The organism is Aquabacterium soli, from assembly GCF_003933735.1.
In the GTDB taxonomy this organism is placed as follows: Bacteria; Pseudomonadota; Gammaproteobacteria; order Burkholderiales; family Burkholderiaceae_C; genus Aquabacterium; species Aquabacterium soli.
On sequence record NZ_RSED01000008.1, the window covers coordinates 161,924 to 173,174 of the forward strand.

Annotated in this window: 10 protein-coding genes; 5 read left to right on the forward strand and 5 right to left on the reverse strand. The window is 67.9% G+C overall.

The genetic code is table 11. The features are described from left to right. Window positions 1-120 precede the first annotated feature (120 nt). Window positions 121-1,734, forward strand: coding sequence for a carboxylesterase/lipase family protein (locus tag EIP75_RS12070; protein ID WP_125243512.1), 1,614 nt, complete (start codon window positions 121-123; stop codon window positions 1,732-1,734). An 18-nt stretch (window positions 1,735-1,752) separates the two neighbouring features. Here the strand turns inward: EIP75_RS12070 and EIP75_RS12075 are convergent, their stop codons facing one another. Beyond that, window positions 1,753-2,586, reverse strand: a complete 834-nt coding sequence (locus tag EIP75_RS12075) for a sulfite exporter TauE/SafE family protein (RefSeq protein ID WP_233584821.1) — start codon at window positions 2,584-2,586, stop codon at window positions 1,753-1,755. 83 nt (window positions 2,587-2,669) lie between these two features. Here EIP75_RS12075 and EIP75_RS12080 point away from each other — a divergent pair, with 83 nt between their 5' ends. From EIP75_RS12080 to EIP75_RS12090, 3 genes are all read left to right on the forward strand, one after another. After that, the gene (locus tag EIP75_RS12080) at window positions 2,670-3,575 is read left to right on the forward strand and encodes a LysR family transcriptional regulator (RefSeq protein ID WP_125243513.1); all 906 of its coding nucleotides are present in this window, start codon (window positions 2,670-2,672) and stop codon (window positions 3,573-3,575) included. Between the two features lie 39 nt (window positions 3,576-3,614). Further along, window positions 3,615-4,457 (forward strand): archaetidylserine decarboxylase, encoded by an 843-nt coding sequence (gene asd, locus EIP75_RS12085; RefSeq protein ID WP_125243514.1) that lies wholly within the window; start codon window positions 3,615-3,617, stop codon window positions 4,455-4,457. A 185-nt stretch (window positions 4,458-4,642) separates the two neighbouring features. Then, complete coding sequence (locus EIP75_RS12090; RefSeq protein WP_125243515.1) at window positions 4,643-5,650, forward strand: c-type heme family protein; 1,008 nt, start codon at window positions 4,643-4,645, stop codon at window positions 5,648-5,650. A gap of 28 nt (window positions 5,651-5,678) precedes the next feature. Here EIP75_RS12090 and acuI read toward each other — a convergent pair whose 3' ends face one another. Further along, the gene (gene acuI / locus EIP75_RS12095; protein WP_125243516.1) at window positions 5,679-6,677 is read right to left on the reverse strand and encodes an acrylyl-CoA reductase (NADPH); all 999 of its coding nucleotides are present in this window, start codon (window positions 6,675-6,677) and stop codon (window positions 5,679-5,681) included. A gap of 137 nt (window positions 6,678-6,814) precedes the next feature. Between acuI and EIP75_RS12100 the strand changes: the two genes are divergently transcribed. Beyond that, window positions 6,815-7,888 (forward strand): NAD(P)H-dependent flavin oxidoreductase, encoded by a 1,074-nt coding sequence (locus tag EIP75_RS12100; RefSeq protein WP_125243517.1) that lies wholly within the window; start codon window positions 6,815-6,817, stop codon window positions 7,886-7,888. Here EIP75_RS12100 and EIP75_RS12105 read toward each other — a convergent pair. Genes EIP75_RS12105 through EIP75_RS12115 form a run of 3 tightly spaced genes read right to left on the reverse strand, consistent with a single transcriptional unit; the run spans window position 7,833 to window position 11,243 of the window. Continuing rightward, window positions 7,833-8,774, reverse strand: a complete 942-nt coding sequence (locus EIP75_RS12105) for a pseudouridine synthase (RefSeq protein ID WP_125243518.1) — start codon at window positions 8,772-8,774, stop codon at window positions 7,833-7,835. The two genes, EIP75_RS12100 and EIP75_RS12105, sit on opposite strands and share 56 nt — an antisense overlap. 7 nt (window positions 8,775-8,781) lie before the next feature. Continuing rightward, window positions 8,782-9,639, reverse strand: a complete 858-nt coding sequence (trhO, locus tag EIP75_RS12110) for an oxygen-dependent tRNA uridine(34) hydroxylase TrhO (protein ID WP_125243519.1) — start codon at window positions 9,637-9,639, stop codon at window positions 8,782-8,784. A 47-nt stretch (window positions 9,640-9,686) separates the two neighbouring features. After that, window positions 9,687-11,243 carry a methyl-accepting chemotaxis protein gene (locus EIP75_RS12115; RefSeq protein ID WP_148100968.1) on the reverse strand — a complete coding sequence of 519 codons (1,557 nt, stop codon included), beginning with the start codon at window positions 11,241-11,243 and terminating at the stop codon, window positions 9,687-9,689. Window positions 11,244-11,251: the final 8 nt, after the last annotated feature.

The following is an 11,251-nucleotide window of genomic DNA, read 5'->3' on the forward strand; positions in this document are numbered from 1 at the left end:
GGCCTGCTCCGATGTTCACGCGCTCTGTCCGATGCCGGTGGGCCACCGCGTCAGAGCCACCTAGATTGGCCCGCGATGTGACACGGGCCCCATCACCCCGGACAAACGCAAGGACACCACATGACTCATCCATGGACACGGCGGTCGATCCGGTTCGCCGCCTCCTGCGCCCTGGGCGCGCTCCTGATGACCTCGGCCCAGGCAACGCGCTTCACCCCAGCGCCACCGAAGGTCCAAATCAGCCAGGGCGAGCTCAGCGGCAAGCTGGCCGATGGCGTGCGCGCCTACCTGGGCGTCCCTTACGCTGCGCCCCCCGTCGGCGAGTTGCGCTGGCAATCGCCCCAGCCGCCAGCAGACTGGAGCGGCACTCGCGATGGCCGGGCGTTTCGCGACCGCTGTGCCCAGCCCTTGAGCTTTCTGTCGCCCAAGTCGGTCAACGAGGACTGCCTCTACCTCAATGTCCATGTGCCTGACGACATCGGCGGCGAGAAGTTGCCCGTGATGGTGTGGATCCACGGCGGGGCCTTCCTGTCCGGAGCCGCGGCCGACTACGACATGGTCCAGTTGGCCCGCAAGGCGCGCGCGGTCGTGGTCTCGATCAACTACCGCCTGGGCGCCTTCGGCTTCTTCCGGGCGCCGGAGCTGGCAGCGCAGCACCAATCCTCCAATCTGGGACTGCAGGACCAGCAGGCCGCGCTGCGCTGGGTGCAGTCCCAGATCGGCCAGTTCGGTGGCGACGCGTCGCGCGTGACGCTGTTCGGCCATTCGGCCGGTGGTGCCAGCGTGTGCCTGCACACGGTGTCGCCTCAATCGCAGGGACTGTTCCAGCGCGCCATCATGCAGAGTGGCACCTGCGGCCTGTTGACCTCGACGCCGCCTGAAGCGATGGCGGCGCAGTCGGCCAGGCTGGGTGTCCAACTGGGTTGTCCGAACGGGCCAGGCCAACTGGCCTGCCTGCGCGACAAGCCTGCTGCCGAGGTGCTGAAGGCCTCTGTGCCCAATGGCAATGAGGTCAAGGATGTGGAGGTCCGATGGGCCCCGGTGCGCGATGGCGTCACGTTGCTTGAGGATCCAGGCCAGCAGGTTCGGCAAGGGCGCTTCCACCGTGTGCCCATGATGATCGGCACCACCCGCGACGAGGGTGATCTGTTCGTCGGGACCGAGTACCACCTGGCGGCTTTCAGGACCATACGCCAGGCGGATGTCGAGTTCTACATCGGGCAGATCGCAGGCAGCGATACCAGCCGGGCTGCCCAACTGCGCAGCACCTACGCCGCACAGGCCTATGGATCCCTCGACCGTGCCTTCAGCGCGCTGCTGACCGACTACTTCTTCTCATGCGACTCATTGCAGGAAACTCAGGCCTTCTCCCGTCAGGTGCCGACCTACACCTATGAGTTTTCGGAAACGGGTCTGCCTTTCCTGTTTCAGGATCCCCTGATGCGCCTGGGCTCGCTGCATGGGGCAGAGCTGATCTTTCTGTTCCAGAGCAGCAAGCAGACCTGGCCCATGCTGTTCTGGAACAAGGCCCAGAAGCAGCTTTCGGATCAACTGATCGGCTACTGGGGCCGCTTCGCCGCGACGGGCAATCCCAACGGGCCGCATTTGCCCTCATGGCCCGCATTCAGCAGCCAGCGCGACAGCATCCTGAACATCCGAAGCAGTGGCAACTCCGTGCTCGGCACAGCTGAGTTTCGGCAGAGCCACCAGTGCAACGTGTTCGATCCCTCCTGATGCTGGAGCGTCCGGGGCCTATCTGCCGGTGGGCCCCGCCAGCAGCCACAGCGAGGTGATCAGCAGCATCCAGGCAAACGCCGCACGCAGGCGTTGTTCGGGCAGACGCTGCGCCAGCGCGACCCCGGCCGATACGGTGAACATGCCGGCCAAGGCCAGGGGCAGGCCCATGGACCAGTCCACCTGATGGGCGGTGGCGTAGGTGCTCAGGGCGATCACCGAGCTGGGGGCCACCAGGGCCAGGGCAAAGCTTTGCGCCATGGTCTGGCGTTGGCCGAACAGGCCGGTGAAGATGGGGGTGGCCACCAGGCCGCCCCCTATGCCCAGAAGGCCCATGCTGCTGCCACCAACCAGGCCCACCAGAGGCACGTAGCGCTGCGGTAGGCGTGCGTTGGACACCGCGTGCGTGGGGTCGGCCGGGGGCGTTGCCCCGATCTTTGCCCGGCGCGCGCGCCTTTGCTGGTGCAGCAGGTGCACCGACAGGCTCAGGAGAAACAAGCTGAAAAGTTGCCGAAGCCAGTGCGGCGGCATGCGCGTGGCCAGGTGCGCCACGGCCCATGTGGTGGCCGTGGCAACCAGACCCAGGGCGAGTGCCCGCTGCCAGGGCACGGGCTCGTGCCGGGTATAGCGCCACCAGCCGATCAGCAGGTTGGGCACCATCATCACCAGAGCAGTGCCCTGAGCCATGGGCTGGTCCATGCCATAGGCCAGCACCAGCAAAGGGATGGCGATGATGCCTCCGCCAATGCCAAACAGCCCCCCAAAAAAGCCCAGCAGGGCACCCAGGGCCAGGGCGGGCAGAAGGTGCGCTATCGACATCACGGACAAGGGCAACATGGATGCGATGATCATTGATGACCTGTATTTCATCAATGGTGACGAAATCATTTTATTATTAACTTAAGTGCAATAATTCATGTGGGCTGCGCTGTCCGATGAGCAACACACCCGACCTGGTCTTCTTCGCGGTTCTGGCACGCCACCCCAGCCTGGCCTCGGCCGCGCCCGAACTGGGCGTCACACCGCCGGCGGTCAGCCGCCGCCTCGCCGCGCTGGAAAAGCGCCTGGGCGTGCGGCTGTTCCACCGCACCACCCGGCGCCTGAGCCTCACCCCCGAGGGCGAGCGCTACCTGGAAGAGGGCGGCCGCATCCTGCGCGAGATCGACACGCTGGAGCGCTCGCTGGTCGCCAGCCGCGAGCAGCCACGCGGCCTGTTGCGCATCAATGCGACCTTCGGCTTCGGGCGCCGCCACCTGGCGCCAGCCATTTCTGATTTCGCGTGGCGCTACCCGGAGGTCGAGGTGCTGCTCGAGCTCACCGACAAGCCGCTGGACCTCACCGCCCACGCCATGGACATCGGCATCCGCTTCGGAGAGCCGCCAGACCGGCGCGTGCTGGCGCGCAAGATCGTGACCAATCGGCGGCTGCTGTGCGCGGCGCCGGGCTACCTGGTCCAGCATGGCGAGCCCGCCACGCCGCGCGATCTGGCCGGGCACCAGTGCATCGTCATCCGCGAGAACACCAGCGCCTTCAACAACTGGCAACTGTCGGACGGGCACCAGCAGACCCTGGTGAAGGTGCGCGGTCCGCTCAGCACCAACCACGGCGAGGTGGCGGTGGACTGGGCCGTGGCCGGCCACGGCATCCTGCTGCGCTCGGAATGGGACATTGCCCCGATGTTACAGGCGGGCCAGTTGCGGCAGGTGCTGCCCGACTGGGCCGACGTCTCGGCCGACATCCATGCCTTGTACCCGCAGCGCCACCATCTGTCGGCCAAGGTGCGCGTGTTCATCGACTTCCTCGTTGATCGCTTCGCTGCCTACAGGGCCACTGCCCCCTAGCTAGAATGGCGCCCTTCGCCAAACAACCGGGGTGTGCCTGTGTCTGACCGTCTTTTCGTGCTGTCGCAATACGTCCTGCCCAAGCAGGCCCTGACGGCCCTGGCGGGCAAGGCCGCATCCGCCAAGGGCGGGGCACTGACCACGGCGGTGATCCGCTGGTTCGTCAAACGTTACAGCGTGAACATGGCCGAGGCGGCCAACCCGGACATCACCGTCTACCCCACCTTCAATGAGTTCTTCACGCGGCCCTTGAAGGCGGGGGCGCGGCCGATCGCGCAGGCCGACCTGGTTTGCCCGGTCGATGGCGCCATCAGCCAGTTCGGCCGCATCGAACGCGACCAGATCTTCCAGGCCAAGGGCCACAGCTACAGCACCACCGCCCTGGTGGGTGGCGACAGCACGCTGGCCAGGCAGTTCGAGAATGGCAGCTTCGCCACCATCTACCTCAGCCCCCGCGATTACCACCGCATCCACATGCCCTGCGATGGCCGCCTGCTGCGCATGATCTATGTGCCGGGCGAGCTGTTCTCGGTGAACCCGGCCACGGCGCGCGGTGTGCCCGGCCTGTTCGCGCGCAACGAGCGCGTGGTGTGTGTGTTCGAGGGCCCCCGGGGACCCTTCGTGCTGACGCTCGTGGGCGCAACCATCGTCGGCAGCATGGCCACCACCTGGCACGGCGTGGTCAACCCGCCGCGCACGCGCGAGGTGCGCGAATGGCGATATGACGATCAGCAGATCGTGCTCCGCCAGGGCGAAGAGATGGGGCGTTTCCTGCTCGGCTCGACCGTGGTCCTGCTGTTTCCGCAGGGCCCACTGGCCTTTGATCCGACGTGGCAGCCGGCTGGTGCAGTGCAGCTTGGCAAGCCAATGGCCAGCGTTTGACAGGGCGCGATTAAGGGTATCCCCCGGTCTGTGGGGGGTGGAGACATTTGTCCTCAATTATGGGCAGATGGACGGAGATAATTCTTGCCAGATGAGATTCACCCTCCGTTGTTGAAGCCTTGCGGCATGCGCCAGCGGTCTCCGAAAGGTTTTCTGTGCCGCGCCTGTCTGGATTTCTGGTTTTATTGCTGTCCGCGATCCTGGTGTTGGCGCTGGGCACCGGTGCCTGGTGGGCTGCCGAGGCCCTGGTGATCTCCCGCACGGTGAGTGAAGGCCGCACGGTGGCCGACGTGGCCGAGAACGTGGGCCGCTGGGCCTCGCAATACGGCGGGGTGCATGTGCGCACCGAAGGCGCCGCCGCCAGCCTGCCGGGCACCTTCCTGACCCGTTCGGTGTACGCCATGAGTGGCGATGACGCCGCCTTCCTGCAGGGCGCGCGCTCCGATGACAAGGCTGCTGTGAAGCTGTCCGAGAAGGACGTGATGCAGCGCGTAGAGGCCTACCACTGGAAGAACCCTGCGCTGGTGCAGCGGGAACTGTCCGACGTGCTGCTGGCGGCCGGCAGCAAGGCCCAATACCGCCTGACGGCGCGCACGGTGCTCAACGAGAGCAACGCGCCCAATGCCTTCGAGCTGGAGGCGCTCACGGCCATGCAGGCCTCGGCAGAGCGCCAGACGCCGGCCAGTGCTGCACGTGCCGCGGCGCACCAGCCAGCGAAGCAGGCCAATGGACAGACAAGCACCCAGGCCACGGCCCCGGCCGCGGGCGAGCCGCTGGAATACTGGAAGGTAGAGGGCGGCCGCCTGCTGTACGCACGCGCCGTGGTGGCCCAGAAAAGCTGCCTCAAGTGCCACGACTCGGCCGCCAAGGCCCCGGAGTTCTTGCGCGTGAACAACCAGTTCAATGGCGGCGGCGGCTTCGGCTACGTGGCAGGCAAGCCCGCGGGCGTGATCAGTGTGACGGTGCCGGTGCCCGACACCTACACGCTGTTGAGCGATGGCCTGCCGGGCAAGGCCTGGCTGGCCTTTGCTGCGGCCGCGCTGGCGGGGCTGGCCGTGGTGGGCATCACCTTGCGGGGCATGTTCCAGCGCCGCGCGGGTGATGGTTCGCGCCCTGCACCGCCGCGCTCCGGCTTGCCGTCGGCACCGGGCACCGGCCCTGGCGTGGGCGCCTCGCGGCCGATGCCGCTTTGAGCCATGGCCGCTCTCGGCGGCCTTCTGCTCAGCCTTGCGTCCTGACCACGATGCGTCCCCGCACGTGGCCTTCCATCAGCTCGCGCGCAGCCTGGATGGCGCCGATCAGCGGGGCTTCTGACGTGATCTGCTCCAGCAGGCTCGGGTCCAGATCGCGGGCCAGGCGCGCCCAGGCCTCCTGGCGACGGGGCAGGGGGGCCATCACGCTGTCCACGCCCAGCAGGGCCACGCCCCGCAGGATGAAGGGCATCACGGTGGCCGGCAGGTCAAAGCCCTGGGCCAGGCCGCAGGCTGCCACGGCGCCGCCATAGCGCGTCTGGGCACAGGCGTTGACCAGGGTGTGGCTGCCCACGGCATCGACCACGGCCTTCCAGCGCTCCTTCTGCAGGGGCTTGCCGGCGTTCGACAGTTCGGCACGGTCGATGACCTGCCTGGCGCCCAGTTCCTTCAGGTAGGTTTCTTCGCTGGCCTTGCCGGTGGCGGCCACCACCTTGTGTCCCAGGCGGGACAGCAGGGCCACGGCCACCGAGCCCACGCCGCCGGTGGCGCCCGTGACCAGCACCTCACCATCGGCGGGTTGCGCCAGCGCCCCATGTCGCTCCAGGGCCATCACGCACAGCATGGCGGTGTAGCCGGCCGTGCCGATGGCCATGGCCTGGCGGGTGGTGAAAGCCTCGGGCAGGCGCACCAGCCAGTCGCCATGCAGGCGGGCCTTGCCGGCCAGGCAACCCTTGTGAGTTTCGCCCACGCCGAAGCCGTTGAGCACCACGCGGTCGCCGGCCTTCCAGGCCGGGTGATCGCTGTCCAGCACGGTGCCGGCCCCGTCGATGCCTGCCACCATGGGCCAGGTGCGCACCACGGGCGATTTGTTGGTGATGGCCAGGCCATCCTTGTAGTTGAGCGTGGAATGCTCAATGGCGACGGTGACGCCGCCGCCGTCCGGGAAGGTGGGCAGGAAGCTGTCGTCCACCTCGCGCAGTTCGGCGCTGAAATCGGGGTTCTTGTCGAGGACCAGGGCGTTGAACATGGTTGTCTCCTTGTGCCGGGCATCTTAGGGCCTGCATGGGCTGGTGTCGCCGGTTCGGCACCAAGGCCCTTCATGTGCTGCCAAGGCGGCCGAGGATCACAATGGAGCTCCCGCTGGAAAGACCACAAGGATCCAAGATGAGTGCCGCTTCACTGACCGAATTGCTGGGCGTCGACCTGCCTGTGATCCAGGCGCCGATGGCGGGTGTGCAGGGCAGTGCCATGGCGATTGCGGTGAGCGAGGCGGGCGGTCTGGGCTCGCTGCCGGCAGCCATGCTGGCTGACGAGGCGCTGCGCAAGGAACTGGGGGCCATCCGTGCGGGCACGTCCAGGCCTTTCAACGTGAATTTCTTCGCCCACCGCATGCCAGCGTCCGACGCAGCCCGGGAGGCCGGTTGGCGTGATGCGCTCAGCCCTTATTACAGTGAGTTCGGGGCTGACCAGGCCGACATCCCTCAGGGGCCGGGCCGTCGTCCGTTCAGCCCTGAAGTGGCCGAGTTGATCGAGGCGTTTCGCCCACCGGTGCTGAGCTTTCACTTCGGCCTGCCGGACGAGGCCTTGCTGGCGCGGGTGCGCAGCTGGGGCGCCAAGGTGATCTCGTCGGCGACCACGGTGGCTGAGGCGCGCTGGCTGGCCGAACGCGGCGTGGACGCCATCGTGGCCCAGGGCCTGGAGGCCGGTGGCCACCGTGGCCTGTTCCTGTCGGATGACATCGGCACGCAGGTGGGCTTGTTCGCCTTGCTGCCGCAGATCGTGCGTGCGGTGCGCGTGCCGGTGATCGCGGCCGGCGGTATTGCCGATGCGCAGGGTGTGGCCGCAGCGCGTGCGCTGGGTGCGGCAGGGGTGCAGGTGGGCACGGCCTACATGCTGTGCCCGGAGGCCACCACCAGTGCCTTGCACCGGGCGGCGCTGTGCAGCGACGGCGCGGTTGAAACGGCCCTGACGAACCTGTTCACGGGCAGGCCCGCGCGGGGCATCGTCAACCGGGCGATGCGCGAGCTGGGCCCGATCAGCTCCGCAGCACCGGCTTTCCCACTGGCCACAGGGGCCATCGCGCCCTTGCGCGCGCGGGCCGAGGCCGCGGGATCGTCGGATTTCAGCCCTTTGTGGGCAGGCCAGAACACCAGCGGGTGCCGCGAGTTGCCTGCCGCGCAGGTCACGCGTGCGCTGGCCGCGGGCTGGGCGGCCAGTCCAGTGAACGCTGGCTCGTGAAGGCGCGTGGCTGGCATGTCACCGGGTCTGTGAAGGCCAGGTGGCGAGCCAGCAGTTGCAGCGGGTGATCCCAGTTGGGCGTGGCATCTGGCGCATCCGCTGGCTGCAGCACGGGATAGATGCGGTCGTTCACGATGGGGATGCCCAGCGCATGGAGGTGGGCGCGCAACTGGTGTCGCTTGCCGGTGCGGGGGCTCAGCCTGTAGAGGCCCTGGCCATGGCGTGTGTCCAGCAATTCGATCAGCGTGTCCGAGTTGGGCTCACCGGGCACCTCGGTCATGGCCATGAAGTGATCGCTCTCGACCAGCCGGCTGCAGTGGCGCTGCGGCAAAGGCAGATCAGCCCGAAAAGGCGCAACGGCCTCGTAGACCTTGTGCACCTGCTGCTGGCGGAACAGCGCCTGGTAGGCATCGCGTGAAGCCGGTTGCACGGTGAAGGCCACCAGGCCGGCGGTTTCGCGGTCCAGCCGGTGCATGGGCACCAGCGTGTCGATGCCCAGGCGGCGCTTCAGGCGCACCAGCAAGGTCTCTTGCACATAACGGCCCTTGGGCGTGAGCGGCAGGAAGTGCGGCTTGTCGGCGATGACCAGGTGCGCGTCCTGGAAGACGATGTGCTCCTCGAACGGGATGGGGTGTTCGAAGGGCAGGGCACGCCAGTAGTGCAGACGGCTCTGCGGCCGGTAGGGCGCGTGGGGCGGCACGGGCTGGCCCTGGTCATCGACCACGTCGCCAATGGCCATGCGTTGCCGCCACCCGTCGCGTGACACCGCCGGCAGGCGCTCTGCCATGAAGTCGAGCACCGTGGCCCAGGGGCCGCTGGGCAAGGCCACGCTGCTGGGGCTGACGCCGTCGCGCGTGGGCAGGGGCGGGCGCGCTGGCCGGGTCATGGTCGGGTCAGCGGCGTCCCTTGGACGGCTTGGGGTCGACCGAATCGAGGCGCTGCGCACGTTCGAGCCGCCAGGCCTCGTCGTCGGTGTCGTTGTAGACCTCGTGCGCGGTGGTGTCGGTTTCCTGCAGATGCGCATCGAGCGCCACGCGGTTGTCGAAGACAAAGCATTCGCCCTGCCAGTCGCGTTCCGCATCGGGCAGGGTGTGCAGGAAATTGATGATGCCGCCGTCGAGCTGGTAGACGTCCAGACCCAGGTCGCGCTGCATCCAGGCACTGGTCTTCTCGCAGCGGATGCCCCCGGTGCAGTACATGGCCACGCGCTTGCCTTCGGCCTGCCAGCGGGGTGCCTGCTCGCGCAGGTAGCCCGGGAAATCACGGAAGTTGCCCACGCCGGGGTCGATGGCGCGCTTGAAGCGGCCCAGGCGGTATTCGAAGTGGTTGCGGTTGTCGATCAGTACCACGTCGTCCTGGGCGATCAGCTCGCGGAAGGCCTGTGGATCGAGGTGGTTGCCGGACGCCCGCTCGGGCACGACGCCGGTGACGCCCTCGACGCCCAGGGCGACGATCTCGTCCTTGCGGTGCACGCGCACCTTCCAGAAGGGGCGGGTGGCGCAGGCGCTGCGCTTGAAGGGCATGTCGCTGAACAGGCCTTGCAGCCGAGGATCGTGGTGCATGGCGTGCTCGAAGGCGTCGAGCAGGTCGGCCGGTGCGGCCAGCGCGCCGCTGATGCCCTCGGGGGCCACCAGCACGCTGCCGGTCAGGGGTGCGACGAGTTCACGCAGCAGCTCGGCCATCGCGTCCGCATCGGGCAGCGGGACGAACTTGTAGAAGGAGATGTGCAGCAGGGCTTGGGGCTCGGACATGGTGCCCCGATTGTCTCAAACCTCGGGGCCGGGCCCCGTGCGCTGCGTCAAGCCGCCTGCGCCAGCCTGAACACGGCCACGGCCGAGGCCAGCCGGTGGGCCTGCTCGCGCAGGCTTTCGGCGGCCGCAGCCGATTGCTCCACCAGGGCGGCGTTCTGCTGCGTCATCTGGTCCAGGTGGGTCACGGCGGTGTTGACCTGGCCGATGCCGTCCGACTGTTCATTGGCGGCGGTGCTGATCTCGCCGATCGTGTCGCTCATGCGCTTGACGTTGGTGACGATCTCGGCCATGGCGCCGCCGGCGTTCTGCACCAGGCTCGACCCGTTGGCGATCTGCTCGACGGAGCTGCCGATCAGGCCCTTGATCTCGCGTGCGGCGGTGGCCGAGCGCTGGGCCAGTGCCCGCACCTCGCCAGCCACCACGGCAAAGCCCCGGCCCTGCTCACCGGCCCGGGCCGCTTCCACCGCGGCGTTCAGCGCCAGGATGTTGGTCTGGCAGGCGATGCCGTCGATCACGCCGATGATGTCGGCGATCTTCTGCGACGAGCCGTGGATCTCCTGCATGGTGCTGACGACCTGGTCGACGATGTCGCCGCCCTTGCCAGCCGAATCGCTGGCCTGGCGGGCAAGCTGGTCGGCGTGGCGGGCCGCGTCGGCCGTGTGGCGCACGGTGCTGGTCAGCTCTTCCATGCTGGACGCGGTCTGCTGCAGGCTGGAGGCGGTCTGCTCGGTGCGGGCCGACAGGTCGAGGTTGCCGGTGGCGATCTGCGTGCTGGCGGTGCTGATGCTCTCGGTACCGGCACGCACTTCGCGCACCATGTGGGCCAGACCGTCACGCGTGCTGGCCACGGCGTGCAGCAGGCGGCCGATCTCGTCGTTCGAATCCAGGTGCAGCTTGGCGGTCAGGTCGCCGGCGGCCATGGCGGTCAGCGCCTCGGAGGCCGAATCCAGCCGGCGGCGCATCGAGCGGCCCATGAAGTGCACCTGCGTCAGCACGGCCAGGCCCACCAGCAGGCCCACGCCCACGCTGACGGCGGCGAAGCTGACCGCCTCGGCCTTGACGGCGTCCACGTACACGCCCGAGCCCAGCACCCAGCCCCAGGGCGCGAAGCCGCTGACGTAGGAACGCTTAGGTTCGGGCTTCTCCTGGCCGGGCTTTGGCCACTGGTAATCCACATAGCCCGCGCCGCTGCGCTTGACGGTGGCGACGAACTCCTTGAACAGGTAGACACCGGCCGGGTCCTTCATGTCGCTGAGGTCCTTGCCATCGAGCGCGGGCTTGATGGGGTGGGCGACCATGCGGGGTGTCATGTCGTTGATCCAGACGTACTCGCTGCCGTCGTACCGGATGGCCTTGATCTCGGCCATGGCCTTGGCCTGGGCTTCGGCGCTGCTCATGCGGCCGGCCTTGCTCTCGGCCTCGTAGCGCTCTGCGATGCTCTTGGACTGCTCCACGACCGCCCGGGTGGCTGCCAGGCGCTGGTCCATCGAGGCGTGGTAGTGGGCGATGCCGGTGTAGGCCGACAGGGCGAGCACGGCCAGGGTGATGTTGGCGGCCATCAGGCGCAGGCGCCCGACGATGCTCAGGTTCTTGAAAAACGACATGGCTTTCC